General features: G+C 39.3%; 18 protein-coding genes. 1 reads left to right on the top strand and 17 read right to left on the bottom strand.

The features are described 5' to 3' along the window. Positions 1 to 121 precede the first annotated feature (121 nt). The 6 genes from hemL to hemA are packed head-to-tail and all read right to left on the bottom strand — an operon-like array spanning position 122 to position 6,333. Entirely contained in the window at positions 122 to 1,411 is a 1,290-nt protein-coding gene (gene hemL, locus ACH6EI_RS01110; protein WP_013059357.1) for a glutamate-1-semialdehyde 2,1-aminomutase, read from the bottom strand. Positions 1,412 to 1,427: 16 nt separating this feature from the next. Continuing rightward, complete coding sequence (gene hemB, locus ACH6EI_RS01105; RefSeq protein ID WP_108674320.1) at positions 1,428 to 2,408, bottom strand: porphobilinogen synthase; 981 nt, start codon at positions 2,406 to 2,408, stop codon at positions 1,428 to 1,430. A 17-nt stretch (positions 2,409 to 2,425) separates the two neighbouring features. Beyond that, entirely contained in the window at positions 2,426 to 3,199 is a 774-nt protein-coding gene (locus ACH6EI_RS01100) for a uroporphyrinogen-III synthase (RefSeq protein ID WP_049166235.1), read from the bottom strand. Beyond that, complete coding sequence (hemC, locus tag ACH6EI_RS01095; protein WP_028411729.1) at positions 3,199 to 4,131, bottom strand: hydroxymethylbilane synthase; 933 nt, start codon at positions 4,129 to 4,131, stop codon at positions 3,199 to 3,201. The genes ACH6EI_RS01100 and hemC overlap by 1 nt, the downstream gene beginning before the upstream one ends. A gap of 13 nt (positions 4,132 to 4,144) precedes the next feature. Then, the gene (locus tag ACH6EI_RS01090) at positions 4,145 to 4,978 is read right to left on the bottom strand and encodes a cytochrome C assembly family protein (protein ID WP_013059361.1); all 834 of its coding nucleotides are present in this window, start codon (positions 4,976 to 4,978) and stop codon (positions 4,145 to 4,147) included. Positions 4,979 to 4,992: 14 nt separating this feature from the next. After that, on the bottom strand, positions 4,993 to 6,333 hold the full coding sequence (hemA, locus tag ACH6EI_RS01085; RefSeq protein WP_033579644.1) for a glutamyl-tRNA reductase: 1,341 nt from the start codon (positions 6,331 to 6,333) through the stop codon (positions 4,993 to 4,995). A 329-nt stretch (positions 6,334 to 6,662) separates the two neighbouring features. Between hemA and ACH6EI_RS01080 the strand changes: the two genes are divergently transcribed. Then, positions 6,663 to 7,148 (top strand): LiaF transmembrane domain-containing protein, encoded by a 486-nt coding sequence (locus tag ACH6EI_RS01080; RefSeq protein WP_013059363.1) that lies wholly within the window; start codon positions 6,663 to 6,665, stop codon positions 7,146 to 7,148. Between the two features lie 93 nt (positions 7,149 to 7,241). Here the strand turns inward: ACH6EI_RS01080 and yihA are convergent, their stop codons facing one another. The 11 genes from yihA to ilvC all read right to left on the bottom strand — a co-directional run bounded on the left by yihA (position 7,242) and on the right by ilvC (position 22,247). Further along, complete coding sequence (gene yihA, locus ACH6EI_RS01075) at positions 7,242 to 7,829, bottom strand: ribosome biogenesis GTP-binding protein YihA/YsxC (protein WP_013059364.1); 588 nt, start codon at positions 7,827 to 7,829, stop codon at positions 7,242 to 7,244. Next, a complete protein-coding gene (gene lon / locus ACH6EI_RS01070; protein WP_014458105.1) occupies positions 7,826 to 10,150 on the bottom strand; it encodes an endopeptidase La in 2,325 nt (774 codons plus the stop codon). Before lon ends, yihA begins: the two co-directional genes overlap by 4 nt. Before the next feature lie 260 nt (positions 10,151 to 10,410). Then, a complete protein-coding gene (gene lonB / locus ACH6EI_RS01065) occupies positions 10,411 to 12,078 on the bottom strand; it encodes an ATP-dependent protease LonB (RefSeq protein ID WP_028411731.1) in 1,668 nt (555 codons plus the stop codon). Between the two features lie 152 nt (positions 12,079 to 12,230). Further along, positions 12,231 to 13,496, bottom strand: coding sequence for an ATP-dependent protease ATP-binding subunit ClpX (gene clpX / locus ACH6EI_RS01060; RefSeq protein ID WP_013059367.1), 1,266 nt, complete (start codon positions 13,494 to 13,496; stop codon positions 12,231 to 12,233). Positions 13,497 to 13,880: 384 nt separating this feature from the next. Further along, positions 13,881 to 15,167, bottom strand: coding sequence for a trigger factor (gene tig / locus ACH6EI_RS01055; RefSeq protein WP_016765666.1), 1,287 nt, complete (start codon positions 15,165 to 15,167; stop codon positions 13,881 to 13,883). A 221-nt stretch (positions 15,168 to 15,388) separates the two neighbouring features. After that, positions 15,389 to 16,390 (bottom strand): tetratricopeptide repeat protein, encoded by a 1,002-nt coding sequence (locus ACH6EI_RS01050; RefSeq protein WP_099331312.1) that lies wholly within the window; start codon positions 16,388 to 16,390, stop codon positions 15,389 to 15,391. Positions 16,391 to 16,491: 101 nt separating this feature from the next. Beyond that, positions 16,492 to 17,082: a 3-isopropylmalate dehydratase small subunit gene (leuD, locus tag ACH6EI_RS01045; protein WP_028411734.1), complete on the bottom strand. Its 591-nt coding sequence runs from the start codon at positions 17,080 to 17,082 to the stop codon at positions 16,492 to 16,494. Between the two features lie 14 nt (positions 17,083 to 17,096). After that, entirely contained in the window at positions 17,097 to 18,512 is a 1,416-nt protein-coding gene (gene leuC / locus ACH6EI_RS01040; protein ID WP_028411735.1) for a 3-isopropylmalate dehydratase large subunit, read from the bottom strand. Between the two features lie 58 nt (positions 18,513 to 18,570). Further along, on the bottom strand, positions 18,571 to 19,680 hold the full coding sequence (gene leuB, locus ACH6EI_RS01035; protein WP_028411736.1) for a 3-isopropylmalate dehydrogenase: 1,110 nt from the start codon (positions 19,678 to 19,680) through the stop codon (positions 18,571 to 18,573). Between the two features lie 19 nt (positions 19,681 to 19,699). After that, positions 19,700 to 21,235, bottom strand: coding sequence for a 2-isopropylmalate synthase (locus tag ACH6EI_RS01030; RefSeq protein WP_013085140.1), 1,536 nt, complete (start codon positions 21,233 to 21,235; stop codon positions 19,700 to 19,702). Then, positions 21,222 to 22,247 (bottom strand): ketol-acid reductoisomerase, encoded by a 1,026-nt coding sequence (ilvC, locus tag ACH6EI_RS01025; protein ID WP_028411737.1) that lies wholly within the window; start codon positions 22,245 to 22,247, stop codon positions 21,222 to 21,224. Before ilvC ends, ACH6EI_RS01030 begins: the two co-directional genes overlap by 14 nt. Between the last annotated feature and the right edge of the window lie 24 nt (positions 22,248 to 22,271).

Genomic DNA, 22,271 nt, shown 5'->3' with positions numbered 1-22,271 from the left:
CAGGTAATAGCGCGGTCATTAAAGATGTATGAACAAATAAATTAAAATATGTCTTGAAAACTAAAAAAGCTTACGGAATCCTCCGTAAGCTTCTTTATAAAAGTTATTTCTATTTAGCTGTTTATCCACGCAACTTTGAAAAAGCTTTTTCAGCTGCTGCAATTGTATGTTCAATGTCTGCATCTGTATGAGAAGTTGATAAAAACATTCCTTCGAATTGAGAAGGAGGTAAAAACACGCCTTCATTAGCCATTTCACGATAGTAAGCTGCAAAATAATCTAAATTCGATGTTTTCGCTGTTTCGTAATTTATGACCTGTTCGTTTGTGAAGAAGAAACCGATCATTGAACCAGCTCGGTTTACGGTAAACGGCACATCATATTTTTCAGCTGCTGCCATCAATCCTTCTTCTAAGCGATCTGCTTTACGAATGAACTCATCGTAGGATTGAGGTGTCAGCTGTGTTAATGTCTCGTATCCAGCTGTCATCGCAAGCGGATTACCTGATAATGTACCTGCTTGATAAATCGGGCCGCTTGGTGCAACTCGCTCCATAATTTCAGCTTTACCACCGTAAGCACCTACTGGTAAACCACCACCGATTACTTTTCCTAAGCAAGTTAAGTCAGGCGTAATGTTGTAGTAGCCCTGTGCACAGTTGTACGCTACGCGGAACCCTGTCATTACTTCATCAAAAATGAGCAGTGAGCCATATTCTGATGTGATATCACGAAGCCCTTGTAAGAAACCGGGCTGAGGTGGTACCACACCCATATTTCCTGCTACCGGTTCAACGATTACTCCGGCAATGTCATCTCCGAATTCTTTAAAAGCATATTGTACGCTTTCTAAATCATTGTACGGCACTGTAATCGTGTTTTTAGCGATTCCTTCAGGCACTCCCGGGCTATCTGGTAGGCCTAACGTTGCAACGCCTGAGCCAGCTTTAATGAGAAGAGAGTCACCGTGTCCATGGTAACAGCCTTCAAATTTTAAAATTTTGTTGCGGCCCGTATAGCCACGCGCTAAACGCAGTGCGCTCATCGTTGCTTCCGTACCTGAACTCACCATACGGACGATTTCGATTGAAGGAACGCGCTCAATCACAACTTTAGCGAGCTCATTTTCAATTAATGTTGGTGCACCAAAGCTTGTACCAGATTCCGTTACTTTTTTTACTGCTTCAACTACTTGATCGTTGGAATGTCCGTGAATTAAAGGTCCCCATGATAAGACGTAGTCAATATATTTGTTGCCGTCAATATCGTAAATCGTAGCGCCTTTTCCTCGTTCCATAAAAATAGGATCCATATCTACTGATTTAAATGCACGAACAGGACTGTTTACTCCACCCGGCATTAGTTGCTGCGCTTCTAAAAAAGCTGCTTTTGACTTTTCATAACTTCTCATGTGTAAGCCTCCTTAATTACTTGTCAGATAACCAGCGTGCTGCGTCTTTAGCATGATACGTTACAATTAAATCCGCTCCTGCACGCTTCATGCTAATTAATTTTTCAAGAACAATCTCTTTTTCATTTACCCAGCCGTTTTGAGCTGCCGCTTTAATCATTGAATATTCACCGCTCACATTATAAGCCACTACAGGTAAATTAAACGTATTTTTCACATCGCGCATAATATCTAAATATGATAGAGCTGGTTTTACAATTAAGAAATCTGCTCCTTCTTCGACATCAGATTCCGCTTCTCGAAGTGCCTCTAAGCGATTAGCTGGGTCCATTTGATATGTTTTACGGTCTCCAAATTGAGGAGAAGAATGCGCTGCATCACGGAATGGTCCGTAAAAAGCAGATGCATATTTAACAGCATAAGACATCACCGGCACATCTTCAAATCCAGCTTCGTCTAGACCGTGGCGAATAGCTGCCACGAAACCGTCCATCATGTTTGAAGGCGCAATAATATCCGCTCCTGCTTTAGCTTGACTAACCGCTGTACGCGCTAATAAGTCAAGGCTAGGATCGTTTAAGATTTTTCCGTCTTCAATTACACCACAGTGGCCATGATCTGTGTATTGACACAAGCATGTATCTGCGATAACAACAAAATCTGGAAAATTTTCTTTAATTTGACGAATACCTTTTTGGACAATTCCGTGGTCATGGTATGCCTGTGAGCCGACCGCATCTTTTTCAGCGGGAACACCAAATACCATAGCTGACTTGATTCCTAAATCGACTAACTCTTGGATTTCATCATTCAAGTAGTCTAAAGAAATTTGGTCCACACCTGGCATTGATTTTACAGCATTTCTTTTTTGTTCACCTTCTACAATAAAAATAGGATATATAAAGTCTTCCGGATGTAAATGTGTTTCACGTACAAGCGCACGCATATTTACAGAATTACGAAGACGACGATGACGTGTAATTTGTAAATCTTTCATGTTAAAATCCTCCTTTATTATTCAAAACAACTAACCAACATATCTATCATACCATTTATTGTGTATGTGTTAGGAACAAGATGCTTAATTCCATATTCGCTCGCTGTCTGACTCGTAATAGGACCGATGCAAACAACTTTGGTTTCATTTATAAGCTCAAGCCAATTCGGAATATCTTTAACTGACTCGACAAAAAATCTCACTGTAGAAGAACTTGTAAAAGTAATGGCATCAATTCCTGTTTCTAAATGTTGCTTAACCAAGCGTTCAGAGCCTTGATTTCGAATGGTCTGATATACAACTAAATCCGTTACCTCACACTCTTTTAACCCATCTTTTAAAACAGAGCGGGCTAATTGTCCTCGTACAAGGAGAACTCGCTCGTGATGTAACACATTTGCTTTTAACGACTCAAGAAGTGATTCGGCAACGTATTCTTTTGGAACAAGTTGCACGTTAACATCGTATTTTTCCAGCAATTTTGCGGTTTTTTCTCCAACCGCAGCCACTTTTAATCTTTTTAAAGCACTCCGACTGATATTTAACTCTTTTAGCCATTCAAAGAAAAAAGAAATGCCGTTTTGACTTGTAAAAACAATCCAATCAAAACAGTCAATCGACAGCAGGACATCTTCCACTTCTTTTTCATTGTTAGAACGTGCAAACGTGAGGACTGGTAAGCTTAAAGGTATGCCTCCAAGCTTTTTAATCTGTGCTGCAAATGAATGAGCCTGCTTCGCTTCTCTTGTAATCAAAACTTTTTTCAAAAAAAGAGGAGCCTCATGACTCATTATTTGTCCAGCTCCTCTTTTACGCGGTCAATTAAAAGCTTAGCTCCTTGAGATGTTAAGCGACTAGCAGCTTCTGAACCGATAGCAACGGGGTCTTTTCCCGTAATGTGCTCTTTATAAATCGTTTTGCCATCAGGAGATGCGACTAGCGACGTTAGCTCAATATTTCCACCGTCTACTATACGCCCATATCCCGCAATCGGCACTTGGCATCCGCCTTCCATCTCTTTTAAAAATACGCGTTCAGCTCTAACAGCACGAGCCGTTTCATCATGATTTAGAGTTTGAAGAAGCGATAATAATTCATCGTCATTTTCTCGGCATTCGATAGCTAAAGCTCCTTGTCCTACAGCAGGAACACTTATTTCCGGCTCTAGGTACTGAGTGACCGTATCTCTCGACCAGCCCATACGAGATAGTCCTGCAGCGGCCAAGATAATCGCATCGTAATCTTCATTTTTTAATTTCTCTAGGCGTGTATCGATATTTCCTCGAATCCATTTAATTTCGATATCTGAACGCATAGATAGAAGCTGTGCCCCTCGACGCAAGCTGCTTGTCCCAATCACAGCACCGCTTGGCAGCTCCTCAAATCGCTCACCATTTTTTGAAATAAGCGCATCACGGTGATCTTCTCGTAAAGGAATACATCCAATCGTTAATCCTTCTGGCAAAACAGCCGGCATATCTTTCATACTATGAACGGCCATATCAATTTCTTTATCTAACATGGCTTGTTCAATTTCTTTTACAAAAAGACCTTTACCGCCTACTTTGGACAGCGTTACATTTAAAATTTTGTCCCCTTTTGTCACCATTTCTTTAATTTCAAACTCAAAAGGAAGACCTTGTTTTTTTAACTGTTCAATGACCCACTTGGTCTGTGTTAACGCAAGTTTGCTTCGACGAGAGCCGACAATAATTTTTCGCATGTTGTCCTCCTAATTACGAACCCCAAAAGTGAAAATTCGATAAACTGCCAAATAAAAAGAAATTAATAAGTAAGACTAAGAACAATCCAATATTCCACATCGCGATTGCCTTTCCTTGAATACCTCTACGCAGTCTAGCATACAAGTAAGCGCTGTATGCAACAAACATTAAAAATGAACCTAACACTTTTGTATCGTACCAATGAAAATCTACGTATTTAATATAAGCCCATATGATTCCTAAGATTAACGAAAGCAATAACAGCGGTACACCAATTAAAATTAATACATAGGACATGTAATCTAGCTTTGTTAAATCTTCAATTCTTAGCAAGCGCTTGCCCCATTTCTTCTTTTTCAATAAATTATACTGAACAAGATACAGTGCAGAAAAAACAAAAGAAACTGAAAAAGCGCCGTAAGATAAAATAGCCATGGTAATATGGATGATTAATAATTCTGACACAAGGCGCTCCGACTGGACAGCCGTGTATGTTTCAAGTGGAGCAAACGTATGAATAGCCATAATTAAGAAACCAATCACATTTGTAAAAAACACCATAAAATCAACGCGGAACAGGCGATTAATCACAAGTGAAAGAGTAATTAACACCCACGCGTAAAAATACAGCCCTTCAGAAACAGTAAGAATAGGAAACCTTCCCGTCTCAAACATTCGTAAAATTAAAAAGGCTGTTTGCAAAACCCATACAATAGAAAGTAACCAGAAGGCTATCGAGTTTGCCTTCCGGTTATTTTGTACAAAATCAATAAAATATAATAAAACGCTCACCGCGTATAAAATCACAATCAATTCATAGATTCTGGTTAATTCCATATCAACCATTATTCAATCCTCACTTAAGACTGATAAGCTACTGAATGAGACGTAATCGATGTATGAAGCTGCTCTTCTTTTTCTTTTTGCAAAGCAACTTCCTGTTCAATATTAAAAATCTTCATGAACAGCTCTAAAGACTCTTCAGCATGTTTCTCTCCAGCCAATTCTTTCGCGTGTAAAATTGGATCGCGAAGAAGTTGATTAATTATACTTTTTGTATGTTTATTTAACACTTTGCGCTCACGCTCAGATAAATCTGGGAGCTTACGATCAATGCTTTTCATCGTTTCAGCTTGAATGGTAAGTGCTTTTTGACGAAGTGCAGAAATAACAGGTACAACGCCTAATGTACCAAGCCAAGACTTGAAAGCAACAATTTCAGCTTCAAGCATAATTTCAATTTCATCCGCAGCTTTTTGACGCTCTTGCAAATTAGATTCTACAATCCCGTTTAAATCGTCGATATCGTATAAAAAGACCGTCTCTAGCTCATCTAGTTCTGGATCTAAGTCACGCGGAACGGCGATGTCTACCATAAACAATGGACGACCTTTACGCGTACGCTCTGCTTCACTCATCATTCGTTTCGTTACTACATAGTCATTAGCTCCTGTTGAACTAATTAAAATATCTGCTTCGCTTAAAGCATGTTGAAGATCAGCAAATGGTTTGGCTTCTCCAGAAAAACGGTTTGCTAGCTCCTGTGCCTTTTCAAATGTTCGATTCACTACCGTTACTTTTTTAGCTCCGCTGCCATATAAATTCTGCACGGCCAGCTGACCCATTTTTCCCGCACCAAGAATCAATACGTGTTTAGATGATAAGTCTCCAAAAATCTTTTTAGCAAGCTCTACGGCTGCGTAGCTGACAGAAACTGCATTCGCACCAATTTCTGTTTCATGATGAGCTTTTTTGGCTAATGTCACAGCTTGTTTAAACAGCTGATTAAAAACCGTTCCAATTGTTTCTTCTTCTTGAGCAAGCAAAAAGCTTGAACGCACTTGTCCAAGAATTTGTGTTTCACCAATCACCATTGAATCTAATCCACATGCTACTCGGTATAAGTGTTCGATGGCTCCATCATTTTCATAGATCGTTAAATAAGGCGAAAACTCTTCTTTATCTATTCCGAACCATTCAGCTAAAAATGCTTTTACATAATAACGGCCCGTGTGTAATTGATCAACAACAGCATAAATTTCCGTACGATTGCATGTTGAAACAATGATGTTCTCCAAAATGCTTTTTTGGCCGCTTAACGTTTTCATGGCAGATGCTAGTTCTTGCTCATTAAAACTAAGCTTTTCTCTTATTTCAACAGGGGCTGTTCGAAAGTTTAAGCCGACTGCTATAATATGCATTTGTACATACCCCCTATAATTGAAATGTGCTTATTTATCCGAATTTGACGGGCAGTAACCCCTAAATTTCCAAAGAGCTACAGTGAGATAACTGCCCGTAAAATCCGGCGTTCTTCATTCTACTATTCGTAAAAACCGGCGGACATTACACAGATGTAATCTTCGCCTTATTTCTAACTATTATAACATGTTCTATAAGTCATTCGAAAAAAAAATGTGAACAGTCTTTGAAAACATGTGTTAAGATATTAACTGTTATTCCGTAATAAATTGTATCAAAAAAGCAGCGTTTTATCACGTTTTCTGTTTTGAAACACCTGGAGGTTACTATGAAAAAGCAATCAATGTTTTTTGGTGTCTTACTAGTTGGATTTGGAATCTTTTTCTTACTGAATGAACTACATATGAGCATTGCAGCAAAGGTATACACGTGGCCTGTACTGTTAATTTTAATAGGAGCGGCACTGTTAACTGAGTCTGCTTTATCTCAAGATCATTCAAACTTGCTTGCAAGTTACATATTAATCACTTTAGGTATTCATTTCTATGTAAGTGAACAAATTCCCTTTTGGCCTACGAATATTAGCATGGTCGTTTTTATGGTGGCCATTAGCTTTTTACTCAGTGCTAGAAAAGCCAAATCGGGCTTTTTCCAAGGCGGCACCCTTTTAATTATTGCCATTTTAATGATGTTTTCAGACCGTCTTAAACTATTTTTGCCAAAAGTTGAAGACGGCGTAAATTATTTAACAACCTTCTGGCCTATTTTATTGTTACTAGTTGGGCTATATTTATTATTTTTCAAACGAAAGTAATCTATGTAAACAAGTTAAAAAAATGGAACGTTTGACTCACTTCCTGGTAGAGTGATGATAAACGTTCCATTTTTTTAGCTTCTATTCCTTTGTTTAGTGAGTCATGCGATACTGCAAAGATTTCCACGCTTTATCTTTTCCTTCACCTGTTTCAGATGAGAAATGAATTAATTCATCATTTGGATCTAAATCCAGCGTTTCTCTCACTACTTTTAAGTGCTTCTGCCATTTTCCTTTAGGAATTTTATCGGCTTTCGTCGCAATAACCATAACGGGAAGGTCATGGTGCTTCAAAAACTCATACATCATAACGTCATCCTTTGAAGGAGCATGGCGTAGATCAACAATCATTAACACAGCTTTAAGCTGCTCACGATTTGTTAAATACGTTTCAATCATTTTCCCCCATGCTTCACGCTCTTTTTTAGACACTTTTGCAAATCCGTAGCCAGGTACGTCTACAAAGTGAAGGATTTCATTAATTAAAAAGAAGTTAAGCGTTTGAGTTTTTCCAGGCTTAGACGACGTACGCGCTAAGCTTTTGCGATTGAGCATCTTATTAATAAAAGATGATTTTCCTACATTTGAACGGCCTGCTAACGCAAATTCTGGCAGGTTTTCTTTAGGATATTGTTCAGGGCGTACGGCACTGATAACAATATCGGCTTGAGTTACTTTCATTTTACCTCTCCTACTAGCGCATGTTCCAATACTTGGTCCACATGTGACACAAGAACGATGTCTAATTCCTCTTGTACACTGTCAGGGATATCTTCAATATCACGTTCATTATCGTGAGGGATTAATATTTTAGTTAATCCGGCACGGTGTGCACTAAGTGACTTTTCTTTTAAACCACCGATTGGTAATACGCGACCTCTTAGTGTAATTTCTCCTGTCATTCCTACTTCTCTACGCACTGGTTTACCCGTTAGTGCTGATACTAGAGCAGTGGCAATGGTAATTCCTGCAGAAGGTCCATCCTTTGGTACAGCTCCTTCTGGAACATGGATATGAATATCATGTTTTTCATAAAACTTCTCATCAATTCCTAGTTTCTCTGCATTTGAACGCACATAGCTAAATGCCGCCTGAGCTGATTCTTTCATCACGTCTCCAAGCTTTCCGGTTAGCACTAGTCTTCCTTTACCAGGGGATAAGCTTACTTCAATGGCCAGCGTGTCTCCTCCTACAGTTGTGTAAGCAAGACCTGTAGCAACGCCAACTTGATCTTCCGTCTCAGCCTGTCCGTAGCGGAACCTAGGCTTACCAAGGAATTCTTCAAGCGTTTTGGCCGTCACCACCACGCGCTTTTTCTCACCAGAGACTACGATACGAGCTGCTTTTCGACAAATGGAAGCAATTTCGCGTTCAAGGTTACGAACACCAGCTTCTCTCGTATATAAACGTATGATTGCTGTTAAGGCGTCATCGCGAATCTGCAAATTGCCCTTTTGCAATCCGTGATTTTCTAGCTGGCGCAGCAATAGGTGACGCTTCGCGATTTCAAGCTTTTCCAGCTCCGTGTAACCAGCAATTTGAATAATTTCCATTCGATCGCGCAGCGGCCCCGGAATCGTAGCTAAGTTATTAGCTGTAGCCACGAACATCACTTTTGATAAATCATACGTTTCTTCTATATAGTGATCGCTGAAATTATGATTTTGTTCAGGATCCAATACTTCTAACAAAGCAGAAGACGGGTCTCCTCGGAAATCATTTGACATTTTATCGATTTCATCAAGCAGAAATACAGGGTTAATCGTTCCTGCTTTTTTCATTCCTTGAATAATGCGTCCAGGCATAGCTCCCACGTACGTGCGACGATGACCGCGGATTTCTGACTCATCTCTCACACCGCCTAGAGATACTCGTACAAAATGACGATCTAGAGACGTAGCAATTGAGCGGGCTAGGGATGTTTTCCCTACGCCAGGAGGTCCTGCTAAACATAAAATAGGGCCTTTAAGAGATTTTGTCAACTGCTGCACGGCTAGATATTCTAATACGCGTTCCTTCACTTTTTCAAGGCCATAGTGCTCATCGTTCAGCACTTGTTCAGCATTATGAATATTGAGCGTATCTTCCGTTTCGTTTGTCCAAGGTAGCGCAATCAACCACTCGATATAATTTCGAATGACTGAGCTTTCAGCGGAGGTAGCAGGAATTTTTTCATAGCGATCCAATTCTTTAAACGCCACTTGTTTGACATGGTCCGTCATCCCACTTGCTTCAATTTTTTCGCGAAGCGTTGCTACTTCTCCTGTCTTTCCTTCTTTGTCTCCAAGCTCTTTTTGAATCGCCTTCATTTGCTCACGAAGATAATACTCTTTCTGAGTGCGTTCCATTGATTTCTTTACACGCTGTCCAATTTTTTTCTCCAGCTGCAAAACTTCTTGCTCGTCTTGAATATGAGAAATGATCGTATTTAATCTTTCTTTCACATCAGTTGTTTCTAAAATTTCTTGTTTAAGCTGAATTTTTATTGGTAAATGAGAGGCTACAATATCTGCTAATCTTCCTGGTTCTTCAATGTCACTTACGGTTGAAAGAGTTTCAACGGACACCTTTTTGGAAAGTTTTATGTATTGTTCGAAATAGTCTAAAAGCGTGCGCATCAGCGCTTTATCTTCTACATCAACCTGATGTTCTTCATTTTGCTTTTCCACGTGTACAACAAAATATTCTTCGCTGTCTTCAAATTCTGTAACGGTTACGCGATTTAGTCCTTCTACTAAGACGCGCATCGTTCCATTCGGCAGCTTTAGCATTTGTTTAATTTTTGCCAACGTACCGGTTCTATATAAATCCTCTTTTGTTGGTTCATCGATACCCATATCTTTTTGTGATACTAAACAAACTAAGTGATCATCCATCATTGCTTTTTCTAATGCTTGCACAGATTTGTCTCGCCCAACATCTAAATGAAGCACCATTGTCGGATAGACGATCAAACCTCGTAAAGGCAGTAGCGGCATTGTCAATTTTTCTTTTTCTGCCATGCAATGAACACCTCCAATGCTCGTCAATTAAAGTATGTAAAGTGTGAATTCTTTTAACAATTTTATCTCATTTGTATACACATTGTCTAACAATAGTAATTACTAATTGTATCATGAGAAAGAATTAAAAGGCAAAATATATCTTTTTAAGCTCTTTTCATAAAAAAACGCCTTTTTCGTTGGCTGTGTATAAAGGTTTTATACGCGAAAAAGGCGATGAATATTCATCTGACCATTAATTTTTAATTATCATGATAGAATTAGCTAGATTCTCTATTTGGAATAGCTGGATCTACCGACAAATGTGCAACATGCTCATGTACAGACAATAGTGCTTGTTCAAACACCTCTGTTAAATGATGGACAGGAATAATATCGATACCTTTTACCTTTTCTACCATTGCATTCATATTTTCTTTTGGCACAATCACCGTCTGAACGCCTGCTTGTTTTGCTGCCTTGATTTTTGGAATTACGCCGCCAATTGGCTTTACGTTGCCGTGCAGACCAATTTCTCCTGTCATTGCTACCGTGTGTTTGATTGGGACTTCATAAATTGCTGAGTAGATCCCTGTTGCCATAGCAATACCAGCAGAAGGTCCATCGATTGGCACACCTCCCGGAAAATTCACGTGGATATCATACTCATCGGCTGGCACATCCATTGAGCGAAGAACCGTTATGACATTTTCAATTGAGCTTTTAGCCATACTTTTACGACGAATAGACTTCCCTTGAGTCCCTATACTTTCCTCTTCAACGATACCCGTAATAATAATGTTCCCTTTCTCTTTTGCAGGAATCGCTTTGACCTCAATTTCTAAAAGTGCTCCAGAGTTGGGCCCGTACACGGCTAATCCATTAATAAGCCCCACTTTTTCCTCATCTGCAATTTTCGGATCGTGTCTTGGAGATAGTTGACTAGAATGAACAATCCATTCAATATCTTCATTTTTAATGTCCGTTCGTTCCTCTGATATCGCTAGTCCAGCCGCAATTTGCATCATATTAACCGTTTCACGTCCATTGCGTGCATATGTAGAAAACAGAGATAAACCTTCTTCTGATATATCCATTCTGACTTTATTTGCTGCTTTTTTTGCAACTGTAATAATTTCGTCGCGATCAAGCTCACGGAAAAATACCTCTACGCATCTGGAACGAATGGCAGGCGGAATTTCATTAGGCGTTCTAGTCGTCGCACCAATCAAGCGAAAGTCGGCTGGTAAACCATTTTGAAAAATATCGTGAATATGTGTTGGAATTTGTGTATTTTCTTCGCTGTAATAGGCGCTTTCCATAAACACTTTTCGATCTTCTAGAACCTTTAACAGCTTATTCATCTGAATAGGATGGAGTTCTCCAATTTCATCAATAAATAAAATTCCCCCGTGTGCATCTGTAACTGCTCCTTGTTTTGGCTGCGGAATTCCAGCTTGGCCCATAGCGCCTGCGCCTTGGTAAATGGGGTCATGCACTGATCCAATTAAAGGATCTGCAATGCCTCGCTCATCAAAACGCGCCGTAGTTGCATCTAACTCTACAAATACAGCTGCTTGTTTAAAAGGTGATTTTTTATTTTTCTTTGCTTCTTCTAACACTAAACGTGCTGCTGCTGTTTTTCCTACTCCAGGCGGCCCGTATACAATAACGTGCTGTGGATTAGGACCGCAAAGGGCAGCCTTTAGTGACCGAATTCCATCTTCTTGTCCGACAATATCGGAGAAGCTAGACGGCCTCACACGTTCGGCAAGCGGCTCAGTTAAAGAGATGGCTCTCATCTTCTGCAGTTGCTCCATTTCTTTCTTTGAATCCCGGTCAATTGAGACTTTTTGCGTACGCTGATTGCGTAATAAATTCCAAAAATATAAGCCAATGATGATACCAAAAAAGAGTTGGACCATTAAGGCAATATTCGTCCAGTTCATAGATAAACCTCCTGCGCAGTTTAGTAAGATAATTATCAGTTATTATCTCCCTGCAGCAGTAGGAATAAACAAGATTCTAGTAAAAAGTAAAATTTAGTTGTCCTTCATCAACAGAAAAAAGCCGGGTACTCAAATTGAGTACCCGGCTTTTTTTATGCTGATGTTTTGCTGCCTTCTTGAATAGTAGATCCGTCTTCTAATACGAACTTAGGAGCCGCTTGATCACGAACTGTTTCACCTGTGATAATACATTTTGTAATATCATCACGTGAAGGAAGATCAAACATTACATCTAACATAATACCTTCAATGATTGAACGTAGACCACGAGCACCTGTTTTACGCTCGATTGCTTTTTTAGAAATTTCTACTAAAGCCTCGTCTTCGAACTCAAGTTCAACGTCATCAAGTTCAAGCATTTTTTGATATTGTTTCACTAGTGCATTTTTCGGTTTTGTTAAAATCTCAACTAGCGCTTCTTCATCAAGAGGCACTAAGCTAGCAGTAACCGGTAAACGACCAATAAACTCTGGAATTAAACCAAATTTTAATAAATCTTCCGGTAATACTTTTGCTAGTAACTCTTTTTCTGTAAAGTCTTGTTGTTTTGTTTCTGAACCGAAACCAATTACTTTTTTACCTAGACGGCGCTTAATAATAGGTTCGATTCCGTCAAACGCACCACCGCAAATAAATAAGATATTTGTTGTATCAATTTGAATAAATTCTTGATGAGGGTGTTTGCGTCCACCTTGAGGAGGAACACTTGCTACAGTACCTTCTAAGATTTTAAGAAGAGCCTGCTGCACACCTTCACCTGATACATCACGTGTAATAGATGGGTTTTCAGACTTACGCGCTACTTTATCAATTTCATCGATGTAGATGATACCTTTTTCAGCTTTCTCCACATCGTAATCAGCTGATTGAATTAATTTTAATAAGATGTTTTCAACATCTTCTCCTACATAACCCGCTTCTGTTAGAGATGTTGCATCTGCAATCGCAAACGGTACGTTTAAAATACGAGCCAATGTTTGAGCTAGTAAAGTTTTACCGCTTCCTGTAGGTCCAATTAATGCAATATTACTTTTTGATAACTCAACGTCATCAATTTTACTGTTTGAATTGATTCGTTTGTAATGGTTGTATACTGCAACAGATAACGATTTTTTCGCATCCTCTTGACCAATTACATACTCATCTAAAATGTCACGAATTTCTTTTGGTTTTGGTACATCTTTAAATTCTACTTCTTCTTCTGTACCTAACTCTTCTTCTACGATTTCCGTGCAAAGTTCAATACATTCATCGCATATGTAAACACCTGGACCCGCAACTAACTTGCGTACTTGTTCTTGTGTTTTACCACAAAATGAGCATTTTAACTGCCCTTTTTCATCGTTAAATTTAAACATAATTTTCACCCCTTGTAGTATTTACTAAAGTGCTCGAAGCTGATTTCTATCCGCGCTATAGCCCAACAACATGAACAACTCATCTATTTGTAGGTAAATGCCCCTCTTTATCACATAGTAAAAGCGCTATGAAAAGATTTGTATTGCATTTTACCATACATTTTCTTGAATAGATACTAAAACGTTTTATGTATATGTTGTTGATGAGCATAACAGAATGAAGATCTGCTATTATATAGTGTCCTCTTATTGGGCCTATTTCATAACCACGGATTTCAAACAATGGGTTAAAGCTGCTTCTACGGTGTTGGTTATGATATAAAAAAACTATTGAAGTTTATAAAACAAGGCACGATCAAGTCGCGCCTTGTTTCTTACTTACTATTATGCAACAGCTTTGCTGTTTTCTACAAGAAATTCAACTGCTTTACGTACTTTCATGTCTTCTTTAATGCTATCAAGACTGCCAAGCACTTTCTTAATTTCTTCGACAGGCATGTTGTACATTCCTGCCATGTTTTCTAATTCTTTTTCTACTTCTTCTTCGCTTACTTCAAGATTTTCAGCTTTTGAAATAGCTTCTAGCGTTAAGTTGATTTTCACACGCTTTTCAGCATCCGGACGCATTTGGTCGCGAAGAGCTTTTTCATCTTGACCTGAGAATTGGAAGTAAAGTTCAAGGTTAAGACCTTGCATTTGTAAACGTTGTTCAAACTCTTGCATCATACGATCCATTTCAGTGTTGAACATTGCTTCTGGAATTTCTACTTCAGCATTTTCAGCAGCTTTTTCTACTAAAGTGTCGCGAAGAGCTGATTCTGCTTGGTTTTCTTTATCGCTTTGTAATTTTTCTTTTGTTTTTGCTTTTAACGCTTCTAAAGTTTCTACTTCTTCATCTACGTCTTTTGCAAACTCATCGTCTAAAGCTGGAAGCTCTTTAGATTTGATTTCGTGTAATTTCACTTTGAATTTAGCAGCTTTACCAGCTAGCTCTTCAGCGTGATACTCTTCAGGGAATGTTACTTCCACTTCTTTTTCAGCGCCTACTTCAAGACCAACTAGTTGCTCTTCAAAGCCAGGGATGAATGTGTTAGAACCGATTTCTAAAGAATAGTTTTCGCCTTTTCCGCCTTCAAATGCTTCGCCATCAACGAAACCTTCAAAGTCGATTACAGCTGTATCGCCTTCAGCTACTGTTCCTTCTTCTTTAACAACTAGTTCAGCGTGACGCTCTTGAAGTGTTTTTAATTCAGCTTCAACGTCTTCATCTGTTACAGTTGTATCTACTTTTTCTACTTCTAAGTTTTTGTATTCGCCTAATTTAACTTCAGGCTTAACAGTTACTTTAGCAGTGAAAACTAGAGGTTGTCCTTTTTCGATTGTTTCAACATCGATTTCTGGACGATCAACCGGCTCGATACCAGCTTCAACAATTGCATTGCTGTAAGCTTCAGGTAATAAGATGTCTAGTGCATCTTGGTATAAAGATTCTACGCCAAAACGTTTTTCGAAAAGTGGACGAGGCATTTTACCTTTACGGAACCCTGGTACGTTTACTTGTTTTACAACTTTTGTGAATGCTTTATCTAAGGCTTTATCAAACTCAGCAGCTTCAACTTCTACTGTTAAAACGCCTTGATTTCCTTCTTGTTTTTCCCATTTTGCAGACATGAATGTTTCCCTCCAAAATCATTTTAAGTAGTGATTTCTAAATTAGATAATGCAGATAGCCTATCAGTTCAAACCTCAATCATTATCTATTTAACTCCCTACTACTTTAAAGTAAGTAGGAATGTAATGTAAAGATGAAATTCTACTATACGTATTTAAGTGCATTTTACAACCATTATATTATAACATACAACAATGACGTTTCAACTAAACACCACATTTTATATAAAAGAAATTTCTTCAATTTCTTTTAGCTCTTTAATTGCCTTTCGTAATTCAGCTGCGGAGAAACTTCCGTCTTCCTCTGCTACAGCTGCATCTGACTCTTCTCCTTGCATCATCAGACTAACAGCATACACCGCTTCTGTCCAAAGTTTTACATTATCACCCGGTAAAAACGGAAATGTTATAAATAAATGACGCTGCCATATTTCAACGGCAACCTGCAGCAATGTAGGATTTTCATGCTCCAGCTTTTCCGTCAGCTGCGCTTCTACTTGCTCGGCAAACAAATACGGTGTTGTTCGTTGAAGCTGAAGCGCATTTACTTTTTTCGTCTCTCCAAACTTACTAATCATAAAATCAATGTCTACTTCTTCTTCCATGACTGTTTTTAAAGCGACTGTTTTTACGATAGGGTGAATAGCTTCAGATGAAAATAGCTGTTCCAGAAAGAAGCGCTGCTTTTCAATTCTCTTTGTTTTTAATGAATGAACCCATTCAAGCTGATCTTGAATATTGTCTAGAACTGTGAATGATTTAAACTGCTCTATCTGTTCTTCTTCTGTTTGTTCTTCTATGACTTGTTCTTGATTCATTCTATTTTTGCAGAACTCCAATAGCTGATAAAGCTGTTCAGCATGTTCAGAAGGGAGTTTGTGTTCTTGAATAACTGTTTGTAGAGTGACATATCCTTCATGATAATGACCAAGCTGAATTAACACCATGAGGTACATTTGCAAATTATGATAATAATCGCCAATATCTTCTTTCAGCATTTGCTCACATAATTCCTTAGCTATGCCTGCATCACCGAGCTCCACGTGACAAATAACAAGGCCAAGCAAAATTTCATGATGCTTATTATCAAGTTCGTAGGCCTGCTCAAATAAAGGAAGTGCTTCTTGAAATTGCTTGTGCTGCATATGTTCTGTAGCTTTTTCAACCAACCGTTCTTTTAATAGAGGAAAAGCTACAATTTTGTTTTGTTGTTCATTCGACATGTTTTCTCCCCACTTCGCGGTCCATTTGCTTTACAGTTTAGCAATTGAATTAACGGAACGCAAAAAAATCGAGCAAAATCATCATTTTGCTCGATTTTTGGTTAATATCTTACCGTTTTTGCTTCATAAGCAGAAATGTCGTCTTCAAAAGAAAGCGTATAGCCAATTTCATCATATCCGTTAACAAGCATATATTTCCAATGGCCATTGATCTCAAACGTACGTTCAAAACCTGCTTCATCGGTAATTTTTTGCTGATGAAGATCGATTGTACAGGCGTAAGAAGCACTTTGAGACTCTTTCATTAAATAGGAAACATCTTCTTTTGGTAAAACAATAGGTAAAATACCATTTTTTAGACAGTTTTGTTTAAAAATATCCGCAAATGACGGTGCGATAATGGCACGGAACCCATAGTCTAAAAGCGCCCATGGAGCGTGTTCACGTGACGAACCACACCCGAAGTTCTCGTCAGCTACAAGAATTGTTGCTCCTTGATTTTGAGGCTGATTTAGTTCAAACGTTTCATTTAACGTTTCATCTTCATTATATCGCCAATCAAAAAAGAGAAATTGGCCAAAGCCAGTACGCTCAATTCTTTTCAAAAATTGCTTTGGGATAATTTGATCAGTATCTACGTTTGCTCGGTCGAGACCTGCTACTTTTCCTGTATGGATTGTAAAAGCATTCATCTGTGTTCTCCTCCTTATCGCACCGCTTGTTCTTGTAGTTTGCGTACATCAACAAAATGTCCATATACCGCTGCCGCTGCTGCCATTACCGGGCTTACTAAATGCGTTCTGGCACCTTTTCCTTGACGTCCTTCAAAGTTTCGATTAGAAGTGGACGCACAGTGTTCGCCTTGTGGAACTAAGTCAGAGTTCATGCCTAGACACATGCTGCAGCCCGAGTCTCTCCATTCAAAGCCTGCTTCAATAAAAATAGCAGATAACCCTTCTTCTTCAGCCACTCGCTTTACTTTTTGAGAACCTGGTACAATCATCGCTCGCACATCTGGTGACACTTTCTTTCCTTTAATAAAGGCTGCCACGTCACGAAGATCAGACAAACGAGCATTTGTACATGAACCGATAAATACATGCTGAACTGGGATCTCTTCTATTGCCATGCCGGGCTGTAAGCCCATATACTCAAGTGCTCGTGACAAAGACTTTTTCTCAGCTTCTGTTGTACACTCTTCTAATGTAGGAACTTGCTTGCTAACATAAGAACTCATCGCCGGGTTTGTTCCCCATGTTACAACAGGCTCAATTGTATCTGCATCAATTTCTAGCGTTTCATCGTATGTTGCACCTTCATCTGTTGCTAAAGCTGCCCAAGCTTCCACTGCTTTTTCAAACTGTTCTCCTTTAGGAGCATACTGACGCCCTTTAATATAAGAGAAAGTAACATCATCTGGACTGATTAAACCAGCTTTTGCACCGGCTTCAATAGACATATTACAAATAGTCATGCGCTCTTCCATTGAAAGGTCGCGAATACATTCGCCCGTAAATTCTACGATTGAACCCGTTCCAAAATTCACGCCGAATTTTTGAATAATTGCTAACACAATGTCCTTAGCATAAACACCAGGCTGTTTTTTGCCATTTACTTTCACTTGTAGCGTTTTTGGTTTCGCTTGCCATAGCGTTTGCGTTGCTAAAACATGTTCTACCTCACTCGTTCCTATACCAAAAGCAAGCGCTCCAAATGCACCGTGAGTAGATGTATGGCTATCTCCGCACACAATGGTTTTTCCAGGCTGCGTCAATCCTAATTCCGGTCCAATGATATGCACAATTCCTTGCTCTTCGCTTGTTAAATCTAAAAGCTTCACACCAAACTCATGACAGTTTTCAGATAGTTTGTCTACTTGTTTCTTTGCAATCGGATCTTTAATATTAAAACGGTCAACCGTTGGAATATTGTGATCCATTGTAGCAAACGTTAAGTCCGGACGCTTCACTTGACGATTTGCCACGCGAAGACCTTCGAATGCTTGAGGAGACGTTACTTCATGAATAAGATGAAGATCGATATATAATAAGTCCGGCTTCCCCTCTTCTCGACGTACAACATGTTGTTCCCAAAGCTTATCAATAATTGTTTTTGGTTTCATACTGCTCCTCCTTTCTGATTATGAAAAACGTTTCTCACAAAACGTGAGAAACGCATGATTAACTGTAAGCTGTCATAATGCTTGAAATGGCAGAATCGTTGGCAATAACCGCAGTTATTGCATCCACCATTTTATCGGTACCTAAATAATGATTACCGTCTGCTAAGTCAGCTGTTCGATGACCTGCATGTAATACACTTTCAACCGCTTGTTCAATCACCGCTGCTTCTGTTTCTAATCCAAATGAATGTCTAAGCAACATTGCTGCAGATAAAATAGCAGCAATCGGATTAGCTTTGTTTTGTCCAGCAATGTCTGGTGCAGAACCGTGAACCGGTTCGTATAAAGATGGACCATCAACCGTTAAACTCGCAGATGGAAGCATCCCTAACGATCCTGTCAGCATAGAAGCCTCATCACTCAAAATATCACCAAACATATTTTCAGTTACCACTACATCAAAATATTTCGGATTACGAATTAACTGCATAGCAGCTGAATCTACAAGCATATGCTCAAGCTCTACATCCGGGTAGTCTTTTGCTACTTCTTCAGCTACTTCACGCCACACTCGACTAGACTCAAGCACATTCGCTTTATCAACCGACGTTACCTTTTTACGTCGATTTACAGCCGTTTCAAACGCTTGGCGAATAATCCTTTCTATTTCTGTACGCTTATAAAATAACGTGTCGACAACTGTCTCTTCATTTCCTTCTGTTCGACGCTCGCTAGGCTGACCAAAATATAAGCCCCCTGTTAGCTCACGAACGATAATGAAGTCAACACCTTCAATGTATTCTTTTTTCAAAGGAGAGGCATCTGCTAAGCTATCATAAAACGTCACTGGACGAAGGTTAGCATATAAATCCAATTCTTTTCGAATAGCTAGCAAACCTTTTTCTGGTCGCAAATGTGAAGGGTTACGATCCCATTTTGGCCCTCCAACGGATCCAAGTAAGACGGCATCCGCCTGCTTACAAATCTCAATTGTACTTTCTGGAAGAGGTGTGCCAGCCTCATCAATTGCAGCTCCGCCAATTAATCCATACGTAAACTCGAATTGATGATCAAAGCGCTCTCCAATTGCTTTTAAAACGGCAACAGCGCCTTTGGTTACTTCTGTTCCTACGCCGTCACCTGGTAATACAGCGACTTTTTTTGTCATGGTGGTCTCTCCCTTCAGTTCACATTACTTCTTGCTTTGTACGATGCTGCTGAATAGCGATTAATCGATTAATGGCATTTAAATAGGCTTTCGCTGACGATTCTAATACGTCAAATGCTACTCCGCGTCCGCTTGCTTCAGTTCCTTCGCTTTCAACCTTCACAAATACTTCAGCCAGTGCATCCGGACCGCCGTTAATAGACTGAATACGATAGTCTAATAGTTTGACATCTTGCTCAACACAGCGCTGCAGCGTATTATAGATAGCTTCCACGCTTCCAGATCCCGTAGCTGCTTCTTGAATCTCTTCGCCGTTTTCTTTGCGAAGCGTAATCGTAGCCGTAGGAATATTGTTCGTACCATACTGAACTTGCAGACTTTCAAGCTTATATTCACTGTCTTTGCTAACTTGCTTTTGAATGACTAATGCCAATAAATCATCGTCGGTAATGTCTTTTTTCTTATCTGCTAAGTCTTTAAACTTCTCAAAAAGCACGTTTGCTTCTGTATCTTCCAATGTGAACCCAAGCTCTACTAAGCGTGTACGGAACGCATGACGGCCTGAGTGTTTACCCAGCACAATCGGATTTTGTTTAACACCCACAAGTTCTGGGGAAATAATCTCATATGTTAACGGATTTTTTAAGACGCCATCTTGGTGAATACCTGATTCATGAGCAAAAGCATTTTTTCCGACAATTGCTTTATTTGGCGCAATATTCATTCCGGTAAGCTTACTGATAATGTCACTCGTACGCTTGATTTCGGGCAAGATCAAACCTGTGCTCGCTTGATAGAAGTCTTGACGGACATGAAGCGCAAGTGCTACTTCTTCAAGAGCAGCGTTACCGGCACGTTCTCCGATTCCGTTAATCGTTCCTTCAATTTGAGTAGCTCCTGCTTCAATAGCAGCCATTGAATTAGCAACAGCTAGCCCTAAGTCATCGTGGCAGTGAGCTGACAAATCGACCTTATGAATATTTGATACATGTTCTTTTAAGTAATTAAATACGGATTGATAGTCACCAGGCGTGATAAATCCTACCGTATCTGGAATATTAACGACTTTTGCACCAGCATCGATAACAGCTTCTACAATTCTAGCTAAAAACGGTAAATCTGTGCGACATGCATCTTCAGCAGACCATTGAACAACCGGGAATTTTTCACTTGCGTATTTCACCATTTCCACTGCTGTTTCAAGTACTTCATCAGGTGTTTTTTTCAATTTATGCTGCATATGAATTTCGGAAGTAGCGATAAAAACATGCAGTCTTGGTTCTGCACTTTCTTTTAACGCTTCCCATGCAATGTCAATATCTTTTGTAACAGACCTTGCAAGGCCTGTTACAGAAGAATTTTTGACAATAGACGCAATTTCTTTTACGGATTGAAAATCACCTTTTGAAGAAGCGGGAAATCCGGCTTCAATAATGTCGATACCTAATCGCTCTAACTGCTTAGCAATTTCAAGCTTTTCTTGTAGGTTCAAATTGACTCCAGGTGACTGTTCACCATCGCGTAGCGTCGTGTCAAATAGTTTAATTTTTTGCACTAGCGATCACCGCTTCTTTCTTTTGTTTTTTAACAAATGGCATCATTTCACGTAATTGAGCGCCAACTTTTTCAATTAAATGTTCGTTTTCACGGTTATTGATAGCTGTAAATTCTGGACGATTTGCTTGGTTTTCTAGGATCCAGCCTTTTGCAAATTTACCTGTTTGGATATCTTCAAGCACTTTTTTCATTTGTTCTTTTGAACGCTCATCTACAACGCGTGGTCCTGAAACGAAGTCACCCCATTGAGCTGTATCAGAGATTGAATAACGCATGCCTTCCATTCCACCTTCATACATAAGGTCAACAATTAATTTTAATTCGTGTAAACACTCAAAATATGCAACTTCCGGTTGGTAGCCAGCTTCTACAAGCGTTTCAAAACCAGCTTTAACTAATGAAGTTAAACCGCCGCAAAGTACTGCTTGCTCACCGAAAAGATCTGTTTCTGTTTCTTCTTTAAACGTTGTTTCTAATACACCCGCACGAGCTGAGCCAATTGCTTTAGCATAAGCTAATGCTACGTCTTTTGCTTCGCCAGTTACGTCTTGGAATACTGCGAATAACGCCGGTACGCCAGCTCCTTCTTCATATGTTCTTCTTACAAGGTGACCAGGACCTTTTGGAGCTACTAAGAATACGTCAACGAATTCAGGTGCTACGATTTGATTAAAGTGAATGTTAAAACCGTGAGCAAATACTAAAGATTTTCCTGGTTTTAATCCTGGAAGAATTTCTTCGTTATAAACTTTTGGCTGATGCTCATCTGGAAGTAATACCATTACTACTTCTGCTTGTTGAACTGCTTCTTTTACAGATAATACAGTGAAGCCGTCTTGTTCTGCTTGATCCCATGATTTACCTTTACGTAATCCTACTACCACGTTTACTCCGCTGTCGCGTAAGTTTTGTGCGTGAGCGTGACCTTGTGAACCATAACCTACGATTGCTACTGTTTTACCTTGTAATAATTGATCCTTTGCATCTCCGTTGTAATATACCTTTGTCATAATAAATCTCTCCTCTTAGTTTAT

Origin of the sequence: Priestia sp. JSM ZJ58, assembly GCF_044383985.1 — a bacterium.
GTDB classification, from domain to species: Bacteria; Bacillota; Bacilli; order Bacillales; family Bacillaceae_H; genus Priestia; species Priestia zanthoxyli.
This window is presented reverse-complemented; position numbering and strand designations above follow the sequence as displayed.